Source organism: Rhodococcus sp. DN22 (assembly GCF_036669995.1).
Lineage (GTDB): Bacteria > Actinomycetota > Actinomycetes > Mycobacteriales > Mycobacteriaceae > Rhodococcus_F > Rhodococcus_F erythropolis.
In genome coordinates this window covers 1,001,089-1,022,291 of sequence record NZ_CP133326.1, presented here as the reverse complement: position 1 = coordinate 1,022,291, position 21,203 = coordinate 1,001,089, and the positions used below count along the sequence as shown (strand labels likewise).

Below are 21,203 nucleotides of genomic sequence, written 5' to 3'. Positions count from 1 at the left end.
ACCGCAACCCCAGCCCATGCTCGTCCAGGAGGACCCCCGTTGAGAGTCGCTACGCTCGGATACCAAACCTGGGGCCACCGTACCCTGCAGGCCTTGATCGACTCCGATCACGAGGTCGTGCTGGCAATCACACACCCGAAGAGTGAGCACGTCTACGAACAGATGTGGGCGGACTCGGTTGCAGATCTGGCGGCCGAGAACGGTGTACCCGTTCACGTGGCGAACAAGCCTGACGACGCCTTCAAGGCCGCGCTGGCCGAAGCAGCTCCCGACATCATCGTCGCCAACAACTGGCGTACCTGGCTGCCTGCGGAGGTCTTCGACGCACCTAAGTACGGCACCCTCAACATCCACGATTCGCTGCTGCCCAAGTACACGGGATTCTCCCCGCTCATCTGGGCTCTGATCAACGGCGAAGAAGAAGTTGGCCTCACGGCGCACCTGATGGACGAGGAACTCGATGCGGGCGACATCGTGCTGCAGCGATCGACAACGGTCGGCCCGACCGACACCGTCACCGATCTGTTCCACCGCACGATCGACATGATCGGCCCCATCACACTCGACGCCCTGGATCTGATCGCGTCCGGGCGGACCGACTGGACGCCGCAGGACCGATCGCAGGCCACGTTCTTCCACAAGCGCGCACCGCAGGACAGCCACGTCGACTGGTCCTGGCCGGCCGAGGTCATCGAGCGTTTCGTCCGGGCACAGTCCGATCCGTACCCCAACGCTTTCGCGGAGTTCAAGGGCCGGCGCATCCGCATCCTGAAGGCGTCCGTCTCACGCGGGCACTACGGAGGAACCCCCGGCCGAGTGTTCATTCAAGAAGATGACGGCATGGTGATCGTCGCGGGCCCCGACGCATGGTCGGGCAAGAACAAGGGACTGCGGATCGAGCGCGTCCGACTCGACGACGGCAGCGAGTACACCGCCGCCGAGTTCTTCCCCCACGGCGGCGGGTACCTCACCTGATCGTCTGAACAAACCCCTCAGTGCAAACCCCAGTACAAACCCCTCAGTCGCGACCTTCCCAGGCCGCCCACAGTTGTGCGTAACGCCCGCCCGCGGACACCAGTTCGCGGTGCGGGCCTTCTTCTACGATCTGTCCGTGTTCGAGCACGATCACTCGGTCGGCGCCCGCAGCCTGTGTAAGCCGGTGTGCAACAACCAGAGTGGTGCGGCCCTCCGTAGCGGCTTCGGCAGTCGCTTCCAGTTCCCGTGCTCCGGCGCTGCCCGCCTCCGCTGTAGCTTCGTCCAGTACCGCGACGGCCGGGTCGGCCAACACCAGTCGCGCCAAAGCCAACTGCTGCGCCTGTGCCGCCGTCATCTCGTGCCCGCCTTCGCCCACGACGGTCAGCATTCCCTCGTCGAGAGCCTCCACCCACTCGTACGCGCCGACCGTCCGCAGCGCCGCGGCTACGTCCTCGTCCGAGGATTCGGGAGCGGCCAACCTCAGATCCTCGATCAGGGGCCCGGCAAAAACATGGACCTCCTGACTCACGATCGCGATGTGGCGTCGTAGGTAGTCGAGGTCGGCAAGCGGGACACCACCGATCGACACCCGCCCCGACGTCGGAGTGATCGAACCGGCAGCGATCGCCGCAAGCGTCGTTTTTCCGGCTCCGGTCGAACCGACGAGCGCCACGCGCTCCCCCGCTCGCAAGGTGAGAGTCACTCCGTGGAGAACCTCATGGCCACCGTCGTAGCTGTGCCGAATGTCGTCCAGACGCAGCGAACCGTCGGCCGGAACGGAACCTGCATCCGTCGAAGGCTCCGTTTCCTCGATCTCGACGACGCCGACCAGTCGCGCGAGGCTGGCGCCGGCCGACTGCACTTCGTCGAAGGTGTAAAGCAGCGAGCCGATCGGGTTGAACAGGCGATGGAACAGCAGAGCAGCAGTCGTCGTCTGGCCGACTGTCACGACGTCCTCACGGACCAGCAGGAATCCGACGACGAGAATCATGGACAAGCCCACGAATTCGGCGCGGTTACCGCGACCGGCGAACCTCGTGAACAGGCCGAACACGCCGACGGCCAGATCACGCGCTTTTGCCGACGCCGCATCTATCTGACCGAGGTGTTCCTTCTCGAGGCTGTACGCGCGGACCGTCTTGGCACCCTGGAGGCTGCTGATGAGCGCTTGTGAACGAGCGCCCATCGCTACCCGCTCGGCAGCGTAAATGGGAGCCGATCGCGGCAGGTACCACTTGAGCGCCAGCGCGTACATCGGCAGCGCGACCATTCCGGCGAGGCCGAGGCGCCAGTCGAGTCCCAGCATGGTCACCATGCTCAGAGCCACGAGCAGAACTGCTGCGATCATGCCGGGAACCACGTCGGACACGGCCTTGGCGATCACCGACACGTCGTCGCCGACTCGTGAGAGCAGATCGCCCTTGCCGACCTTCTCGACGGTCTGGATCGGGAGGCGCAGTGCCCGGTCCACGGTTCGCTCGCGCAGGTCCGCCAGAATCGTCTCGCCGAGTCGCTTGATCAGATAGGCGGCCACACCGGTGAACACACCGCCCACGATTGCGGCGGCGGCGATGATCACGACCACCCCGACGATCGTCGACGTGGGCGCGTTGTCCCGGACCCGGTCGACCAGGACACCGAATACGTAAATCGGCACCAAGGCCATCGCCGACGCCGAAGCCGCGACGATCAGGACCAACAGGCTCTGCATCCGGTGTTCGGCCAGCGCTGCTCGCAACCACTTCCAGGTCTGTCGACCACCCGCGATCGGCAACAGTTCGCGCTCGGTCACCTTCTCCGCGTTCTCCCCGGCCGGCATATCGGTTGTCATGTCCGTGGCCGTCACCGCAGCACCGCTCCTCGGTAGTTCGCGTCCCCGCGAGAGAGTTCGGAATGTGTGCCGATCGAGGCAATCACTCCGTCGTTCAAGACGATCACTCGATCCGTCACAGCCAACAAGGCGGGGCTGCTGGTGATCAATACCGTCGTGTGGATGCCACCGGCACCCTCGTGCCGCAGTTCTGCGATTCCTTCGGCGATCGACGCCTCGGTCACCGCGTCCACTGCCGTAGTCGGATCGTGCAGGACCATCACGGGTGCCTGTGCCACCAAGGCGCGCGCGAGGGCGACGCGTTGTCGCTGACCTCCCGACAAACTGGCGCCTCGATCGGTCACTTCGAGGTCGAGACCGTCCGGATGTGCGTCGACGACATCCGCCGCTGCCGACGCCGCCAGAGCGCTCTGGATGTCGAGAGCAGCGGCGTCACCGGCGCCCGCAGTGACGTTCGAGGCGAGGGACCCGGAGAACAGATCGGTGATGTGCGGCTCCACCAACACCGTCCGACGCGCCAATCGCAAGTCCATGTCGGACAGGCTGATTCCGCCAACCCTCACCACTCCGCGATACGAACCCTGCGCCAGCTGACCGGACAGGACCGCGACAAGAGCGTCGGCGTCCTGCGGCTGGTAAGCCACGACGCCCAGCAGTTCTCCGGCAGGCAGGTGCAGGTCGATGCCCTTGAGCGACTTGTACTCGACGCCGTCGAGGGTCAGGTCGGTGCCTTCGAGTTCGGTCTGCGAACCCGCGCCCCGCAGTGGCTCCGCGTCCAAGACCAATGCCAGTCGATCCGACGACGCCCGCGCCACCGCGAAGTATCCGGGAATGGACGCAAGCAATCCGAGCGGTTCGATGATGAACTGCGCAAGCCCCACCACGGTGATCAGTTCACCGACCGTGATCCGGCCCTGCAACGCGAAGTACCCGGCGAAGCCCGCAACACCGACCGCGAGCAACGCACTGACGGTCGCGGCAACGCCGGTGTAGATACCGGTCGCCTTGGCCGTGCCGATCGTCGACGCGAGCGCCTGACGGCTGACTGTGCGATAGCGAGCCGACGCGGTCTTCTCACCACCGATACCGCGCAGTGGACGCAATCCGCTGACCAGATCCGTAGCCATCGCCGACGCCCGCGCGATCGACGCCTGCTGACCGGTGGCCCTCGACGTGATGAGCGGCGCCGCCAATTGCAGCAGACCGAGAATGACCGGCGTTCCGATCAGAACGGCCAATCCCAGCCAGAGGTCGATCCACACCAACGCCACGGCCGACGCGACCGCAGCCGTCAGGGCCGCAGCCGCGCGCGGGACGATGTCCGCGATCCACGAAGTCTGCTCGGCGTCCGATGTCGAAACAGTCAGCAGTTCACCTGAACGCAGATCGGTTCGCACCCCACGCGGATCGAGGACGCGGTGCGCCACCTCGAGCCGGAGGCGATGAGCCTCCTGCTGCATCGCGGTGACGATGAAGCGTGCACCGAAGCGCCACGCGGCCGTCAGAACGAGAAACAGAGCCGCGAGACCGACGATGGAGACGATCAGGGCCGTGGTGTCCGAAGTCTCCACGGCACGGTCGATGATCACACCGATGGAGATCGGCACCGCCGTCTCGGTCAGTTGGTGCAGACAGACCAGAACCGTGCCGATAGCGAGCGGGCGACGGTTGCGGACGAGGACGCGTCGCAAAATCGCAGCACCGCTGTGATTGCCACTATCGGGCTCGTCCGAGTCGACGGTCACACTCGAGGGGGTCGAACTCATGGAACTCCAAGCATCGGTGGAAGCGATAAAGTTGAGTACAGAGATAAGTAAGTCGACCCTAATACATGAGCAACTAGCGTCGACACGCCCAGTTCTCATAGAGTCGCGAGTAAGAAACATTGCTTGCGCCGTGCAGGCAAGCACGAGAGGAACATGATGGCTGAGAACACGACCGTCGAAACCGAGATCGCGGACGAGGAAATCGAGACCGTCGCCGAGGAAACAGCGCGCATGGCGCAGCACGTTGTCGCTGCATACGCGGAGGATGCCGACGAGTGCAGGATGCTGCTCTCGATGCTCGGTATCTCTCCCGCCGCCAAGCTCGACTGAATCTTTCCCTCACCGACCGAGAAGGAACCACGTGCCTGTCAGTCCGGATTCGACCAGTTCAACCCTTTCTGACAGCGCACTTGCTTCTTCGACCGGTGACACCGTGTCCGGGCAGGCTGAGTTCGTCGTCGTAGCGAACCGCCTGCCCGTCGACTTGGAACGGCTTCCCGACGGCACCACCCGCTGGAAGCGGAGCCCCGGTGGACTGGTCACCGCTCTCGAGCCGATTCTGCGCAGCAATCAGGGCGCGTGGGTGGGCTGGGCGGGCGTGCCCGACGCCGATCTCGACCCCATCGTCGAAGACGGACTCGAGCTCTACCCCGTGCCGCTGAGCGCCGAGGAGATCAACGAGTACTACGAGGGGTTCTCCAACGCCACCCTCTGGCCGCTCTATCACGACGTCATCGTCAAACCCGAGTACCACCGCGAATGGTGGAACGCCTACGTCGAGGTGAATCGGCGGTTCGCCGAAGCCACTTCCAAGGCAGCGGCTCAGGGCGCAACCGTCTGGATCCAGGACTACCAGCTGCAGTTGGTACCGAAGATGCTGCGGATGCTGCGCCCCGACCTCACCATCGGATTCTTCCTGCACATTCCGTTTCCCCCGGTCGAGCTGTTCATGCAGATGCCGTGGCGCACCGAGATCGTCGAAGGCCTCCTCGGCGCCGACCTCATCGGCTTCCACCTTCCGGGTGGCGCACAGAATTTCCTCTATCTGGCCAGACGCCTTGCCGGACAGCAGACTTCACGCGGAACCGTCGGCGTCCGCTCCAAACTCGGTGTGGTGCAAGTAGGTTTCCGTAGCGTCCGCGTCGGTGCATTCCCCATCTCCATCGACTCCGGCAAGCTCGACGAACTATCACGCACCAAGGCAATTCGAGACCGCGCCAAGCAGATTCGCAAAGAACTCGGAAACCCCAAGCACATCATGCTGGGCGTGGACCGCCTCGACTACACCAAGGGCATCGACGTCAGGCTCGCCGCACTCCACGAACTTCTCATGGAGAAGCGCATCGATCCCGCCGACACGGTCATGGTGCAGTTGGCGACCCCGAGCCGCGAACGCGTCGAAAGCTACGTACAGATGCGCGGAGACATCGAGCAGAAGGTCTCCCGGATCAACGGCGAGTTCAGCGAAGTCGGTCGCCCCGTCGTCCACTACATCCATCGGCCGATCCCCCGCGACGAACTGGTCGCGTTCTTCGTCGCTGCCGACCTCATGCTGGTCACGCCGCTGCGTGACGGTATGAACCTGGTCGCCAAGGAGTACGTCGCCTGCCGCAGTGATCTGGGCGGCGCATTGCTGCTCAGCGAATTCACCGGCGCTGCAGCAGAACTCCGCCAGGCTTTCCTGTGCAATCCCCACGACCTCGACGACGTCAAGGATTCGATGGAGAAGGCCCTCAATCAACCGCGAGAGGACGGCCGACGCCACATGCGTGCGCTACGTCGTCAGGTCCTGACCCACGACGTCGACCGCTGGGCACGCTCGTTCCTCGACGCGCTCGCGCACGGCGGTGCCGCAGGTCCGGCGCTGATCGCCCCGGCCGAAGCACAAGACCACTGAGGACAGTGCACAAAGGCTGGGGCCGCGGAGAGTGAATCTCCGCGGCCCCAGCCTGTTTCAGGTGATCGACCCCAGCCTGTTTCAGGTGATCGACCCCAGCCTGTTTCAGGTGATCGACCCCAGCCTGTTTCAGGTGATCGATCAGAAGGGTTGGACGTTGTTCACGAGCCAACGCCCGTCCTGCTTCTCCAGACTCATCTTGACGCGACTACCACTGGCGACGGCTTCGGGTGATTCCGAAGACGTAGTGATCTGATTGAGGAACAGCATCGTCGTCGCGCTGTCCGCCTCCGCGTCGAGAACCGCGGCACCCTGGACGACTACCTGAACGGTCAGCGACTTTTCCTTGGCTCCCGGAATGATCACCGATTCGATCAGGTTGGTGAACGTGCCCTGGAAATCGCCCGTCAAACCGTCTGTGGCCGCGTGCAACTGCTGGTCGACGTTGTTGTAGTCGTACTGGAACATCGCAACCGCCTGATCGGAAGAGGCCTGTGCCACTTCGTCTCTGGTCTGATCGATCGCCGCGATGTCACGCGTTCCACCCGGACCGAAGTAGAGATACGCCGACACTGCCGCCAACGCGATGGCCACTGCACTGATGACGCACAGAACGATGGCGAGCGGTGAGACGCGCTTGGGCTTGGACGTCTCGGGGATTACTTCTGGGGTCATGGCACAAACTCCACATTCGAGGCAAGCAACTGCCCGTCGACGTCGCACATGGTGATTCGGAGTCGGTAGTTGCGTTCAGCGGGCGCTTCGTCGCCGTTCTTCTGCATCGCACGCACGGCGACCAATGAAGTCCCGCAATCGCCGTCGGACTTCTCGAACCCGGCTTCGAGTACCTCGCCGTCGGTCTGAACTCCGGCCTGCCCGAGGACGTTGACAAACGAATCCTTGCGTCCGTCGAACTGCGACTTGAACTCGTCGGTGGTGCCGGCGAGGAACTTGTCGAGGTCGGCAGCCGCTGTATCCGCGTGCAGTGTCGTCAGATTCAGTGCGGTGGTCCGGGCACCGGCCACGTAGCGCGCTCGGTCCTCGTCGGCATTGGACGCCTTGTTCCGGTCGACGAGAAGAAACACCGTCAGGGCCGCAAGAGCAACAGCGATCACCGAAGCAACGGCGATCCCGACTACCAACCCGGCCTTGGGCTTCGAACGAACAGGGGTGTCCACAGCAGTTTCTGCGGGGGTTTCGGCGGCGCCGGTCGGCTCAGCCTTGGTCGCGACCTGATCGCCGCTGACGACCTTCTCAGGTGGAGTATCGGGCTTGCCCAAAGCAACTGGCGCCGCCGCCTTCTGCTCAGCCGCCTTCTGCTCAGCCGCCTTCTGCTCGGCTGGCTTCTGCTCAGCTGGCTTCTGTTCGGCCGACTTCTTTTCGGTGGGCACTACTACCGCGGCAGCGTCTGCATCCGCACCCGTGGGTCCGGCGCTGCGGGACGCGCGACGGCGCACCCGCTGCCCGGCCTGTGGATCTTCGTCTGTCATCAACCCTGCTGACCCTTCATGAACTGTTCGAGACTGACGTCGCCGCCACCGAGGTTCGGTTGCGAGTACGTCCTTCCGTCCGGCCCGATGTACGTGCCTGTAATCGGATCGTACCGACGAGCCGAGACCGAAGGCGTCGACGTGTACGAGCTCGGGGTCGCGGTAATCGGTTCCGGAGGCCCGGATTGCGGGTTCGTGCCCATCGGTACGTAGCCGGAACGGCACTGTTCGACCGTCGGCGCACGACGTCCCGGATACTCCTCGCAGGGAAGGTTTCTCGCGCCCCGCACGGCGATCGGCGAATCCTGGGCAACCTGGCAGAAGAGATCCGACGGCGTCTCGATCGGTGATTCGTCCTTCGGACTGCGCCACTGCTCTGCGGGCAGGAATCCTGTAGTGCACGGCGGCGGGTCGTTGACCTCCATGTGGAAGTCCACCAGTGCACCATCCGCAGCCGGGCCGGAGCCTGCCACCGTGACCAGCGCTGCGGCCAGCGGCGGGTAGATGACCAGAATCTGCTCGATCGCGTTGTTGTAGATCACGCCGACCTGTCCGACGGACACGAGGTTCGCCAGAAGAATCGGCAATGTCGGCTGCATGTCTTGCAGAAGAGCATTCGCCTCCGCCGCTGCGGCCGGCCCCTTCTGGATGACGGCACGCAGATCAGGGTCGCTGGCTCGGAGCTGGTCGGTGAACGTCACCAGATTGCTTGTCCAGGAACGGATGGCGTCGCTGCTGACCACCTGAGTGTCCAGGAGTGGACCGGCCTGCTCGATCAGCGTCTTGGTCGCGTCGGAGTTGTTGTTCGCCTCCTCGACGAACAGCCGAGCCGAGTCGATCAGCTTCTGCAGATCCGGGCCGGCACCGTTGAACGCCTTGAAGGATTCGTCGATGACGGTCTTGAGCTTGGTGTCGGAAATGCTCTGCAGCAACAGATCTGCCTGATCGAGCATCGCGCCGACATCCTGCGGAATGCTGGTTCGGTCTTCGGGAATCACCGATCCGTTTTCCAGATGCCCGTCGACCACGATCGCTCCGGAGCTGTCGGTGTGCGGAATCAGGTCGACGAACTGCTCGCCGATCGCCGACACACTCTTGACCGCAGCATCGACGTCCGACGGAACCTTGACGCCACTCTCGAGAGACAGTCGCGCATTCACACCCGTCTCCGAGAGCTCCACCGCGTTCACGACACCGATGGTCTGACCGCGGTAGGTGACGTTCGAGTTCTTGTACAGCCCACCGGTGGCGGGCAATTCGACAGTGACGTCGTATCGGCCGATACCGACCATCGCCGGAACACGCACGTACTGAGTGGCCATCACGATCAAACCGACGACCGTCAAGACGGCGAAGATGATGAGCTGGATGCGGACGAACTTTGTGAGCATCATGGTGCCGGTGCCCCCTGAGGAAGTCCTGGAATGTTGATCGGCGGAAGACCCGGAATCTGAATGGTATTCGGATCCGCTGCCGGGGCCTGCGCAGCGGGAGCCTGTCCGGCAGGAGCCTGGGCCGGCGGTGCGGCAGGCTTGAGTGGATCGCTCAACGGATTGCCAGTCTGCCCGGCGAGCCCGGCCTGCTTACCCAACACCCCCTCCGGTCCGGAGAGCGTTCCCGCCAACGGAGTTCCGGTGAGGAAGTTCGCGTCGAGTCGGGGCAGCGAGATGTCGATGGTCATCGCCAAGTTGGCGTAGTCACCGCGGATGACGTTGTCGATTCCGTTCTGTGGGAACGGGAACGTCAAGAGGACTCCGAGAACCTGAGTGAGAGCGTTACCCGAATCCGCCAAGGCCTTCAGAGTCGGCGAAAGGGCCCGAACGTTGGTCGCGAAATCGTCGCCGCTCTCCTGGATGACACGGCTCGCCACCTCGCTGAGACCACCGAGGGAGGTCAACGCGTTGGTGATGTCCTGACGCTGAGCGACAAGAATCTCGAGTGCCGGCGGAATACCTTCGAGCGCTTTGTTCAAGGTGTCGTGCTGTGCCTGGACGGTCGAGGACAGTCGATCGAGTCCTTCCATCGCCGAAACGATGTCGCCTCGTTGCTTGTCCAGACTTCCGACCAGCTGATCGAGCTGAGGTAGGAGGTCTCGAACGGAATCTTCACGCCCACCGAGAGCGGCATTGAGTTCCTTCGTGATGTCCTGAACCTGAGCGAGACCGCCGCCGTTGAGAACAACGGACAGCGACGACAGCGTCTGTTCCGTCGTCGGGTAAGCGCCCGCCCGCTCGATCGGAATCAGGTCACCGGCTTCGAGTCGGCCCTCGGGCTCTTCTCCAACCGGCGGCGCCAACTCGATGTGCTGAGAGCCGAGCAAGCTTGTCTGGCCGATTTTTGCCGTCGCGTTGGCGGGCAACTGAACCTCGGGATTCAGCGACACCGTCACCAGAGCGTGCCAGCCCTGAACCTCGATGTTCGAAACGCTTCCCACTGCCACGTCATCCACCCGGACGGGCGAATTCTGCGACAGCGTAGTCACGTTCGGCATCTCGATCTGGACCTCGTATGCGCCTTCGCCCCGGCCCTGAGTTCCTGGCATCGGCACAGAGTTGAGACCGTTCCATTCACAACCGCTGGCGCCGAGTGCCACTGCCGTGGCCAACACGGCAACCGTGGTCTTGCGAGCTACCCGCATCAGTTCCCTCCGCCCATGTTGAAGAGTTCGGCGAGATCCTTGGGAACACTCGTCATGGGAGCACCTGACATCGGTCCTGCGACAGTTTCCGGCTGATTCTGACTTGCCGCTTCCAATCCCGGTTCGGTGTAGACGATCTGATCCGGGAAAGCCTGCACGCCCGCGACCGGGTTGAACAGGAATCCGGGGTAGTTGCCGATCATCGTGCTGAGCACCGGCCCGAGGTACTGCTTACACAGGTCGGCACTGTTCTGGGAGTTACCACTGTCGATGCCTTCGATGGAACCACAGATCCACTGGATTGGATTCTTGAAGTTACTCAGTGCAATTGCGCCGGTCATGCTGCCCTGAGCCGGTTTGTAGATCTGATAGAAGTTGGCAAGCGACGTCGGTCCGGAGTGCAGAACCTGCTCGATCTCCGGGCGCTTGTCAGTCAGTACCTGGGTGGCATCGGCCAGACGCGCGACCGATTCGCTCAGTCCCTCGCTGTTGTCCTTGACGAACCGCTGAACGTCGCCCACCGCCAGGTCGAGATCGCTGAGGGCGGTGCCCAACTCGTCGGAGCTGCTTGCGAGAACGCTTGTCACCGAAGCGAGGTGACCGCTGAACTGCACGATCTGCTCGTTGCTCGAGGACAAGGCAGTGACAAACGCCTGCAGGTTCCGAATGGTGGAGAACAAATCGGTCCGGCCTTCGGACAGCGTGTGCATCGTGGCCGAGAGTTCGCGCAGCGTCGACCGAATGGACTCACCGTTACCGTCGAGGTTCGTTCCCACGGTGTCGATGAATCGGCCGAGGGAACCCTGATCGTCCAGACCCTCCGGTCCGAGGGCGTCCGACAGTTTGGTCAGTTCGGTCTTGATCTCGTCCCACTCCACCGGAACGGCGGTGCGCTCGATCGGGATCTCGCCGCCGTTGGGCATCTGTTCCCCGCCGGAGTACACGGGGGTCAATTGCACGAAGCGTGCGGACACGAGGCTTTGAGCAACGATGAGCGCCTTGGCATCTGCCGGAACGTCGACGCTCGAGTCGATCTTCATCTCGACGTACGTGTCCCGATCACGCGGTTCGATCTTCGTCACCTTGCCGACGTTGACACCGAGCACTCGCACGACGTCGCCCTCGTAGAGACCTGTCGTCGAGACGAAGTGCGCGGAGATCTTGGTCTTGCCCAGGCCAGGGATGAAGAGGTAGGCCGCACCCGCCACGAGCAGCGCGACCAGCACACCCGCTCCGATCAGCACCCACTTCTTGCGTGGGTTGGTGGAGCCCTGTGAATCCTGTGAAGTCATGGTCTCGGTCATTCTCCCGGCCCCCTGATCGTCGGTGGAATGCCGGGGAAGAAGTCTTCCAGGTCGCCCGGAACCTGCTCGGGTGCGACGCTGGTGTCCACCAAGGTCTTCCACCAGTTACTCGGCAGAATGTTGATGATGAAGGCATCGAAGAACGGGCCGCTGGCCACGGTCTCGCCGAGCGCGGTGATGTACGGTCCGAGGCCGTCGAGCGCCCCGGCGATGTTGTCCTTGTTCTGCTGAAGAACCTCGGCGACCGAATTCAGCTTCTCGAGGGTCGGCCCCATCTGAGCCTCGTTCTCCTGCACCAGCGCTGACAGTTGACGTGAGACTGCGCCGGTGTTGACGATCAGTTCGCTGATCGCGTCACGCCGCAAGCTGAGTTCGGCAAACAGCTTGTTTCCGTCAACCAGTAACGAATCGATCTGACCGCTTCTGTCGGAGAGGATCTTGGTGACATCTTCGGCCCGCGAGAGCAATTGGAGCAGGCTCTCGTCGCGTGAGTTGATGCTCTGCGAAAGCCGCGTCATTCCGTCCAATGCGGTGCGAAGTTCCGGCGGAGTATCGGCCAGGGTGTCCGAGATCGCGTTGAGCGAATCGTTGATCTGTTCCGTGTCGAGTTCGGACACCGTTGTCCCGAGGTCACCCAGAGCGTCGTTGAGCGAGTACGGGGAGTTGGTGCGTTCCACCGGAATCGGCGTGTCCGTGCGCAGCAGTCCGGATCCTTCCGGCCGCACCGCCAACGACTTTCGGCCGAGAACCGTGTTGGTCTTGATGTCGGCCGCGGTCTGCTCGCCCAGGGCGACGCCGTCCTGAACGGTGAAGGTGACCAGCACCTTCTGGTCGTCGAGTTCGACGTCGCTGACCTTGCCGACCTTCACGCCGGCCATGGTGACGTCGTCGCCGGTGACCAGGCCGCCGGCATCCTGGAAGTACGCCGAGTAGCGAATGCCGCCGTTGATGAACTGGAGTTGATCGTATTGAAGCGCGGCACCCACTGTTGCCACCGCCAGGACGAGACCGATGACACCGATCTGTACCGGATTGCGTTCACGGGTAGGGGTCATGAGACTTTTGCGCACCTTCCCGTGTCCTGCACTGCCGTGGGCAAGATGATCGTCGTTCCGTCAGGTCCGGAGAACTTGAAAGTGTTGGCGCACAGATAGAACTGGAAGAACGCTCCGTACGTGCCCACTCGGATCAGCTTCCGGTAGTCGGACGGCAGACGACCGAGAGCGGTATTGATGTCGTCCTTGCCCAGGTCCAGCTGCGTCATCGTTCGGTTGGTCTCCCCGATCAGGGTCTGGATGTCCGGACGTGTCGCCTGCAGCAGCGATGCGAGATCTCCGGTGGCGCCGGCGATCTCGGTGATCGAATTACCGATCGGGCCACTGTCCTTCGCCAATCCACTGACCAACTGCTGGAGCTGATCGATCGTGGTGGAGAACTGATCACCCTTGTCGTTGATCGTGCCGAGTACGTCGTTGAGGTTGGTGATGACGTCCCCGATCAGCTGATCTCGGTCCGCCAACGTGCTGGTGAACGAACTGGTGTTTCCCAGAAGCGAAACCAATGTTCCACCCTGGCCTTGGAGTACCTGGAGCAGGGCCCCGGAGAGGTCGTTGACCTGCTGGGGGTCGAGAGAGCGAAGCAGCGGCTTGAATCCGCCGAGCAGCAGATCCAGATCGAGCGCGGGCGACGTCTGGTCGACTGGAATCGATCCACCTGACGAAAGCGTCTCGGTGGAACCAGCGCCCTCGAGCAGTTCCATGTAGCGGTCGCCCACCAGGTTCTCGTAGCGCACAGTCGCTTTGGTGCTCTTCATCAGTGAGTACTTGGTATCGACGTCGAACTCGACCTCGGCCTGGTTGGAGTCACCGATGGACACTCCGGTGACCGACCCGACCGGAACACCGGCGATACGTACCTTGTCGCCGGACTTGAGTCCCGAGACGTCCGAGAAGGTGGCGTGAAATCCGTTGCTGCTGCTGAAGCGCACCTGACTGAAGACGATCGCCAGTCCGGCGAAGATGACCGCCATGACGACGGTGAAAATCAGCAGCTTGACCGTGGTCGGTCTCATCACTTCCCGTCTTCCTGCTCGTAGGAGTCACCGAAGAGATACTGGAAAATAGTCGGCACGGTGACGCGCAGTTCGGTGTTGGGAACGAAAGGCACGTTGCCGGTGTTGGTGACTGCGAACGGGGCATGCCCGTCGACCTTCGGATCGAATTCGGGCAGACCATAACAATTGGGTCCACCGGAGGCCGCGACCTTGGGGAGAGATTGCGGGTTCTGGTACGCCTCGGCGCCGTACATGAAGCTCGCGCTCAGCATCAGTGCCGCTTTGTCCCCGGTGCCTGCCAGCGGCTCGAACTTGATCCGGCCGTCGTTCAACCCGACGATGAAGCACGTCAGACCCGACGAGTACTTGTCGAGCAGGGTCGTCGTCGCGGTCAGAGTGTCGAGGGCGGTGGTCAGGTTCTGCTCGTTGTCGGTCAACAACGCGTTGCCGGTGTCCGCGAGGCCGGTGACGTTCAGCAACAGCAAGTCGAGGTTTGCCTGCTCCGCCACGATCGATCCGCTTGTCGCGGTGGCATTGTCGAGGATGCGCATCAGATCCGGTGCCACGTCGGCGTACAGGTTGGTGACATCGGCGGCGCCGACCAAGTCTTCCTGGAGCTGCGGCAGAACCGGATTCATCTTCTTCAGATAGGTGTCACCGAGCTCGAGAACCTCACCCAGCGACTCGCCGCGCCCGTTGAGCGCAGTGGAGATCGCGCCGAGTGTGGCGTTGAGCTTTTCCGGTTCGATCTTCGCGAGCACGTCCGAAAGATGTTCGAAGACACTGTTGAACTCGACGGTGACGCTGTCCGAGGCGATGACAGCACCCTCCTGGATCGGCTGGGTCGACGGATCGTCGGGAATCACGATGTTGACGTACTTCGCACCGAACACCGTGGTGGTCTTGATTTCCACCCGGGCGTTCGACGGAATCTTCGACATCTGGCCCGGATCCATCGCCAACTTCAGGCTTGCCTGGTCGCCGACGAGGGAGATCGATTCGACGCGGCCTACCTGCACTCCGCGCAGCTTCACCTTGGCATTCGGTTCCATGACCAGGCCGGCACGCGTGGACGTCACGGTGATGGGCGTGCTCTTGGTGAACCCACCCGAGAACATGGTGAGAGCAACGGCGACGATCGCCACGAGTCCGAGGACCAGGCCGGCTGCGGCCAACTTCTTGTGCCATCTGGGTACGGTCATCGCTTGCCCGCCTATCCCGACAGGTTGAAGTTGCCGGACCCGCCGTAGATGGCGAGTGAGATGAGCAGGGTGACCGTGACGACCGCGATCAACGAGGCGCGCACTGCGTTACCCACCGCGACACCGACGCCGACCGGGCCACCGGTTGCGTTGAAGCCGTAGTAGGTGTGGATGAGCATGACGGCCAGCGCCATGACTATCGCCTGGGCGAACGACCACAGTATGTCCGTGGGTATCAGGAAGGTCGTGAAGTAGTGGTCGTACACGCCGCCGGACTGGTTGTAGAGGAACACCGTCGCAAAGCGGCTGGCGACGAACGACGCGATCACCGCCAGGGAGTACAGCGGGATGATCGCGATCATGCCGGCCATGACGCGGGTGCTGACCAGATACGGAATCGACGGGATCGCCATCGTCTCCAGGGCGTCGATCTCTTCGGAGACGCGCATCGCACCGAGCTGCGCGGTGGAGCCGGCGCCGATGGTCGCGGCGAGGCCGATTCCGGCGATGACCGGCGCTGCGATGCGAACGTTGATGAAGGCGGCGAAGAAGCCCGTCAGTGCTTCGACACCGATGTTGCCCAGCGAGCTGTAGCCCTGAACGGCGATGGTGCCACCGGTGAACAGTGTCAGGAATCCGACGATCACGACGGTGCCACCGATGACGGCGAGCGCACCGGTGCCCATGCTGATCTCGGCGATCAGTCGCAGAGTTTCACGCGGATAACGCATCAGCGCCTTGGGAGCGTGACCGAGAGCCTTCGCGAAGAACAGCGCTTGATCACCGATGCTGTCGATACTGCGAGAGATCGAGCCGATCTGTCGACGTGTGCGCGGGAAGCGTCCCGCTGCGGCCAACGCCATCAGATCTCCTCCCGTCCGTCGTTCGTCGTTCTGTTCACTTCGATCTCTCCGACTGCCGTGTGCCTCATCCGGCCGTCAACTTGATACCGATGGTCGTGATGAGCACGTTGACGACGAAGAGCGCCATGAACGCGAACACGACGGTCTGGTTGACCGCGTCACCGACGCTCTTGGCGCCGCCCTTGACGTTGAGTCCGAGGTAGGCCGCAACCAGGCCGGCGATCATGCCGAACAGTCCTGCTTTGACCATGGAGAGCATGAGCTCACCGAATCCGGTGAGCAGTGTGATGCCGTTGACGAAGGCGCCGGGATTCACGTCCTGGATGAACACGGAGAAGACGAAACCGCCGAGGATGCCGATGGTGCAGACCAGTCCGTTGAGGAGCAGCGCCACTCCCGTCGACGCGAGCACCCGGGGAACGACCAACCGGTGGATCGGATTGATACCGAGCACCTTCATGGCGTCGATCTCTTCGCGAATGGTTCTGGCCGAGAGGTCCGCGCAGATGGCGGTTGCGCCGGCGCCGGCGACGATCAGCACGGTGACGATGGGGCCGACCTGTGTGACGGTACCGAGCGCAGCGCCGGCACCGCTGAGGTCGGCTGCACCGATCTCGCGCAAGAGAATGTTGATGGTGAAGCTGACCAGCACCGTGAACGGGATTGCGACCAGCACCGTCGGCACCATCGAGACTCGCGCCACGAACCAGGCCTGATCGATGAACTCTTGACGCTGGAAGGGGCGGGAGAAGACTGCCCTCAAGGTTTGGGCGGACATCTGAAAGAAGCCACCGACCGCTCGTAATGGCACCTCGACGAGGTCTACCATTCGCCCTCCTCGTCCTTGGTTGCCGCAGTACTGTCTGTTCTCATAGTCCAGCCCCCGACAGCTTGTGACTCAGGTCATATTAACTAGAACGTGTTCACCTGTCAAAAACAAGTGTCCAACTCTAAGAAGTAGCCTCACGGCGACGATCCGAAACCCGAAGGTTCGGGCCATGGGAAGCATCCCTTTTCGGTGCGAATTTCGCCGAAATATCCTGGAAATTAATACTTTTGAATGATCAGCGCTTATCGGCGCCGGATCGAGACCCTGCTACCGCGCCAGCCTTGACCGGGCACGTCGATCGAATATCGCATCGTTCACAGGAATGCAAAATTGGAACACAGTCTAGTTTTTTCGAGACCGTTGGTCTCGTTGTAGAACGCAGGCAGAGTGCCGCGCCCACCGACTCGTGAACACGCTATTTCTACCAGGAAGTGGACACGTAGACCGTCTAAGTGCGAACAACGGTTCTACGTGTCGCGCACCTGAGAATCAGACCCGTCGATCAGCCCAACGCGCGCAGGGCCGCCGATGCCGAGAACATCTTTGCCGGGTCACGGTCAGCGAAGTAGTCACCCATCACCGCGGACAGCGTTTCCGGCGACCAGGAATCTCCCTCTGCGTCGAACCGCTGCTCGACGACGGGCGCCGCCATCAGCGCAACCATCGGTCCGTACACCACGAATACCTGACCGTTGACGGCGTCGGCCGCCGGTGACGCCAGGTACGAGACGAGCGATGCCACATGCTCGGGCGAGAGCGGATCGATGCCGTCGGCCGGCGCGTCACCGAACACACCTTCGGTCATCGACGTCCGTGCCCGCGGGCAGATCGCGTTGGCCCGAACGCCGTAGCGCGAGAGCCCACGTGCGGCCGACAACGTCAGCGCCGTGATTCCGGCTTTTGCAGCGCCGTAGTTGGGCTGCCCTTCCGGTCCGAGAAGGCCCGCCTCCGAAGAAGTGTTGACGATGCGCCCGTACACCGGCGCCCCGGCTTCCTTGGATTTCGCCCGCCAGTAGGCAGCGGCGTTGCGGCACAGGAGGAAATGGCCGCGAAGATGAACTTCGAGTACCAGATCCCAGTCTTCGTCGGACATGTTGAACAGCATCCGGTCGCGCACGACGCCGGCATTGTTGACGACGATGTCGACACTGCCGAACTGCCCCTGCGCTGCTTCCATCAGTGCGTCGGCGGTAGAACGCTCACCGACGTTGCCTGCCACGAATTCGACTTTGGCGCCGAGACCGCGGATCTCCTCGAGCGTTGCTTCGACGGCCTCGTTCGGGGCCAGATCGTTGACGACCAACGACGCACCGGCCTTCGCCAGACCGATGGCCTCGAACTTTCCGAGCCCCGATCCGGCACCGGTCACGATGGCGACCTTGCCTTCGAGACTGGTTTCTGGGCTGTTCACAGCATTCATCGAAGCGCTCTCCCGGTTCTCTGCGGTCGTGTGTCGAGTTACCCGGCTCGATTGCCGTGACCCACGAGTTCGCAACTTTAGAACGTGTTCTTGTTTTGGGCAACCATCGTCACGGATGTTCGGTCAGCGCCGCGCGCGGGCACTGAGCGATCGCGGAACGGACATCTTCCCAGCGATCCTCCGGCGGACGCACGGAACTGATCACGAGCTCCTCGTTGTCGTCGAGGTCGAAAATATCGGGTGCGATCCCTACGCACACACCGTTTGCCTCGCAACGGTCCAGATCAACCCTGACCTCCATGGCGATTCCTCTTCTCTACTCACTACTACTGGCGCGAACACGGATACGAAACGAGTGCCGCAGGGCTGTGCCGCACACCGTTCCTGGCGATAACACTAGAACCTGTTTCAGTCGTGTGCAATGATTCGAAAAAGTACCGAGAACGGACGTCGAACGATCCGCCGGAGACGGCGAGAGCGTCCCTTGTCGCCGATGTACGCATCGATAGAACCTGTGTCAATCGAATGGTTGGCGCTTTGAATCGTATCTCTATGGAGAGGTAACCATGCACATCACCTACACCCCTGAGCAGCAACAGCTCCAGGAGGAGTTGCGTGCCTACTTCGCACAACTGATGACTCCCGAGCGGCGTGAAGCACTCGCTGCCACGACGGGTGAGTACGGCGAAGGCAATGTGTACCGCGAAGTCGTCGCGCAGATGGGCCAGGACGGCTGGCTCACGCTGGGTTGGCCGAAAGAGTACGGCGGACAGGAACGCTCCGCGATGGACCAGCTGATCTTCACCGACGAAGCTGCCATTGCCGGTGCGCCCGTGCCGTTCCTGACGATCAATTCCGTAGCGCCGACAATCATGCATTTCGGGACGGACGAGCAGAAGGCCTTCTTCCTGCCCAAGATCTCCCGCGGTGAGCTCCACTTCGCGATCGGTTACTCCGAGCCCGAGGCCGGCACCGACTTGGCGTCTCTGCGCACGTCGGCCGTCCGTGACGGTGACGATTACGTCATCAACGGGCAGAAGATGTGGACGAGCCTGATCCAGTACGCCGACTACGTGTGGTTGGCGTGCCGCACCGATCCGGAAGCCAAGAAACACAAGGGAATCAGCATGCTGATCGTCCCGACCACCGCAGAAGGCTTCTCCTACACCCCGGTTCACACCATGGCCGGCCCCGACACCAGCGCCACTTACTACCAGGACGTACGGGTCCCGGCGTCGTCGATAGTCGGCCAGGAACACGGCGGCTGGGCACTGATCACCAATCAGCTCAACCACGAGCGTGTTGCCCTCACCTCGGCCGGACCGATTCTGACCGCGCAGCGTGAGGTCCGCGAGTGGGCACAGAACACCAAGCTGCCCGACGGCCGACGCATGATCGACCAGGAATGGGTGCAGATCAATCTGGCTCGCGTGCATGCCAAGGCCGAGTACCTGAAGTTGATGAACTGGGAAATCGCCTCCGCAACCGATCACGCTCCCGGTCCCGAAGCGGCGTCGGCCAACAAGGTGTTCGGTACCGAATTCGCCACCGAGGCTTACCGCTTGCTGATGGAGATCCTCGGATCCTCCGCCACGATCAGGCAGAACTCCCCCGGCGCTCTTCTACGTGGACGCATCGAACGCATGCATCGTTCTTCGCTGATCCTGACGTTCGGCGGCGGTACCAACGAAGTGCAACGCGACATCATCGGAATGACAGCTCTGCGGCTTCCCGCATCGAAGCGATAAGGACCAACGATCATGGAATTCACCCTTACCGAGGCCCAGCAGGACCTGTCCGGACTGACACGATCCGTCGTCGCCGAACTGGTCACCAACGACCGCCTTCGTGAACTCGACGCCGCCGAAGACCGTTTCGATGCCCTCTTGTGGAATGCACTGGCTTCGGCCGGCGTTCTCGGCGCGGCCCTTCCGGAATCGGTGGGCGGCGACGGATTCGGTGTCCTCGAGCAGTGCAGCATCCTGGCCGAACTCGGCCGCGGCGTCGCAGCTGTTCCGTTCCTGACGTCCATCGTCGGGTCCGCCGCAGCGATAGCCGAATTCGGCTCGGACAAGCAGCGCGACGACTGGGCAAGCGCTGCCGCTGCCGGTGAGAAGATACTCACCGCGGCCCTCGCCGAGGAATACAACGACGACCCGGCACACCCGATCACGCGTGCCGAGAAGACCGCCGATGGTTGGCGCATCGACGGAGCCAAGATCACCGTCGACAGTGCTCCGCTCGCAGATCTGTTCCTCGTCCCTGCCATCACCGAGGACGGTGTCGCGGTCTTCCTCGTCGAACCGTCGGACGCGGGCGTGAGCATTACCAGGCAATCGACCACGGATTTCTCGAGTGCGGCCCTGGTCGAGTTCGATTCGGTGCAGATCCCGGCCGATCGTGTTCTCGGCTCGGTTGCCCAAGGATCCGACATCGCGGCATGGATCGTCGAACGAATTCAGCTCGGTTCCAGCGCCTACCAGTACGGGGTGCTCGATCAAGCGCTGAAGCTGACCGCCGAATACGCCACCGAGCGTGTACAGTTCGGCCGTCCGATCGGTAGTTTCCAGGCCGTGGCCCAGCGCCTCGCCGACGGATACATCGACGTCAAGGGCGTGCGCCTGACTCTCTGGGCCGCAGCGTGGCGTCTGAGCGAAGGACTTCCGTCCGACGGGGCCGTGCAGACGGCCAAGTTCTGGGCTGCAGATGCGGGACACCGCGTCGGGCACACCGCTGTTCACGTTCACGGCGGCGTTGGTCTGGACGAGGACCATCCGGTTCACCGCTACTTCCTCGCGGCCAAGCATCACGAGTTCCTGCTCGGCAACGCAACAGATCAGCTTCGCGCACTGGGCAAGGAACTTGCCGCAGTTCCTGCCTGAGTGCGTCCCACCGAGTGGAAATCCATGACCTGGTCCGAGACGAATCGATGATG

At 62.6% G+C, this 21,203-nt stretch carries 19 protein-coding genes; 5 read left to right on the top strand and 14 right to left on the bottom strand.

Annotated features, from left to right (window positions below; translation table 11 throughout):
* The first annotated feature begins 39 nt into the window (after window positions 1-39).
* Window positions 40-975, top strand: a complete 936-nt coding sequence (locus RA302_RS04705) for a methionyl-tRNA formyltransferase (RefSeq protein WP_020906323.1) — start codon at window positions 40-42, stop codon at window positions 973-975.
* 43 nt (window positions 976-1,018) lie between these two features.
* Here RA302_RS04705 and RA302_RS04700 read toward each other — a convergent pair whose 3' ends face one another.
* Window positions 1,019-2,794: an ABC transporter ATP-binding protein gene (locus tag RA302_RS04700; protein WP_166502908.1), complete on the bottom strand. Its 1,776-nt coding sequence runs from the start codon at window positions 2,792-2,794 to the stop codon at window positions 1,019-1,021.
* A 23-nt stretch (window positions 2,795-2,817) separates the two neighbouring features.
* The gene (locus tag RA302_RS04695; RefSeq protein ID WP_081098327.1) at window positions 2,818-4,572 is read right to left on the bottom strand and encodes an ABC transporter ATP-binding protein; all 1,755 of its coding nucleotides are present in this window, start codon (window positions 4,570-4,572) and stop codon (window positions 2,818-2,820) included.
* 156 nt (window positions 4,573-4,728) lie between these two features.
* On the opposite strand from RA302_RS04695, the gene RA302_RS04690 reads away from it, so the two are divergent.
* Together RA302_RS04690 and RA302_RS04685 are read left to right on the top strand one after the other, a co-directional pair.
* A complete protein-coding gene (locus tag RA302_RS04690; protein ID WP_020968508.1) occupies window positions 4,729-4,902 on the top strand; it encodes a hypothetical protein in 174 nt (57 codons plus the stop codon).
* A 103-nt stretch (window positions 4,903-5,005) separates the two neighbouring features.
* Window positions 5,006-6,469 (top strand): trehalose-6-phosphate synthase, encoded by a 1,464-nt coding sequence (locus tag RA302_RS04685; protein WP_020906320.1) that lies wholly within the window; start codon window positions 5,006-5,008, stop codon window positions 6,467-6,469.
* Window positions 6,470-6,610: 141 nt separating this feature from the next.
* Here RA302_RS04685 and RA302_RS04680 read toward each other — a convergent pair whose 3' ends face one another.
* The 12 genes from RA302_RS04680 to RA302_RS04625 form a co-directional block, all read right to left on the bottom strand.
* Window positions 6,611-7,144, bottom strand: a complete 534-nt coding sequence (locus RA302_RS04680; protein WP_019747004.1) for a twin-arginine translocation pathway signal — start codon at window positions 7,142-7,144, stop codon at window positions 6,611-6,613.
* Window positions 7,141-7,959: a hypothetical protein gene (locus tag RA302_RS04675; protein ID WP_225320276.1), complete on the bottom strand. Its 819-nt coding sequence runs from the start codon at window positions 7,957-7,959 to the stop codon at window positions 7,141-7,143. Before RA302_RS04675 ends, RA302_RS04680 begins: the two co-directional genes overlap by 4 nt.
* Window positions 7,959-9,353 carry an MlaD family protein gene (locus RA302_RS04670; protein ID WP_020906318.1) on the bottom strand — a complete coding sequence of 465 codons (1,395 nt, stop codon included), beginning with the start codon at window positions 9,351-9,353 and terminating at the stop codon, window positions 7,959-7,961. The genes RA302_RS04675 and RA302_RS04670 overlap by 1 nt, the downstream gene beginning before the upstream one ends.
* Window positions 9,350-10,597 (bottom strand): MCE family protein, encoded by a 1,248-nt coding sequence (locus RA302_RS04665; protein WP_007734342.1) that lies wholly within the window; start codon window positions 10,595-10,597, stop codon window positions 9,350-9,352. Before RA302_RS04665 ends, RA302_RS04670 begins: the two co-directional genes overlap by 4 nt.
* Complete coding sequence (locus tag RA302_RS04660) at window positions 10,597-11,901, bottom strand: MCE family protein (protein WP_019747000.1); 1,305 nt, start codon at window positions 11,899-11,901, stop codon at window positions 10,597-10,599. The genes RA302_RS04665 and RA302_RS04660 overlap by 1 nt, the downstream gene beginning before the upstream one ends.
* Window positions 11,898-12,956 carry an MCE family protein gene (locus RA302_RS04655; RefSeq protein ID WP_003945728.1) on the bottom strand — a complete coding sequence of 353 codons (1,059 nt, stop codon included), beginning with the start codon at window positions 12,954-12,956 and terminating at the stop codon, window positions 11,898-11,900. The genes RA302_RS04660 and RA302_RS04655 overlap by 4 nt, the downstream gene beginning before the upstream one ends.
* Window positions 12,953-13,972, bottom strand: a complete 1,020-nt coding sequence (locus RA302_RS04650; RefSeq protein WP_019746999.1) for an MCE family protein — start codon at window positions 13,970-13,972, stop codon at window positions 12,953-12,955. The genes RA302_RS04655 and RA302_RS04650 overlap by 4 nt, the downstream gene beginning before the upstream one ends.
* A complete protein-coding gene (locus tag RA302_RS04645; RefSeq protein WP_020906316.1) occupies window positions 13,972-15,156 on the bottom strand; it encodes an MCE family protein in 1,185 nt (394 codons plus the stop codon). The genes RA302_RS04650 and RA302_RS04645 overlap by 1 nt, the downstream gene beginning before the upstream one ends.
* Window positions 15,157-15,167: 11 nt before the next feature.
* A complete protein-coding gene (locus RA302_RS04640; protein ID WP_003945759.1) occupies window positions 15,168-16,019 on the bottom strand; it encodes an ABC transporter permease in 852 nt (283 codons plus the stop codon).
* Window positions 16,020-16,083: 64 nt separating this feature from the next.
* A complete protein-coding gene (locus tag RA302_RS04635; RefSeq protein ID WP_003945687.1) occupies window positions 16,084-16,848 on the bottom strand; it encodes an ABC transporter permease in 765 nt (254 codons plus the stop codon).
* Between the two features lie 502 nt (window positions 16,849-17,350).
* Window positions 17,351-18,268 (bottom strand): 3-oxoacyl-ACP reductase, encoded by a 918-nt coding sequence (locus tag RA302_RS04630; RefSeq protein WP_007734334.1) that lies wholly within the window; start codon window positions 18,266-18,268, stop codon window positions 17,351-17,353.
* A 109-nt stretch (window positions 18,269-18,377) separates the two neighbouring features.
* Window positions 18,378-18,569, bottom strand: coding sequence for a ferredoxin (locus tag RA302_RS04625; RefSeq protein WP_007734330.1), 192 nt, complete (start codon window positions 18,567-18,569; stop codon window positions 18,378-18,380).
* A gap of 265 nt (window positions 18,570-18,834) precedes the next feature.
* Between RA302_RS04625 and RA302_RS04620 the strand changes: the two genes are divergently transcribed.
* Together RA302_RS04620 and RA302_RS04615 are read left to right on the top strand one after the other, a co-directional pair.
* Complete coding sequence (locus tag RA302_RS04620; RefSeq protein WP_003945878.1) at window positions 18,835-20,016, top strand: acyl-CoA dehydrogenase family protein; 1,182 nt, start codon at window positions 18,835-18,837, stop codon at window positions 20,014-20,016.
* A 12-nt stretch (window positions 20,017-20,028) separates the two neighbouring features.
* Entirely contained in the window at window positions 20,029-21,150 is a 1,122-nt protein-coding gene (locus RA302_RS04615) for an acyl-CoA dehydrogenase family protein (RefSeq protein WP_021332432.1), read from the top strand.
* The last annotated feature ends 53 nt before the right edge of the window (window positions 21,151-21,203 follow it).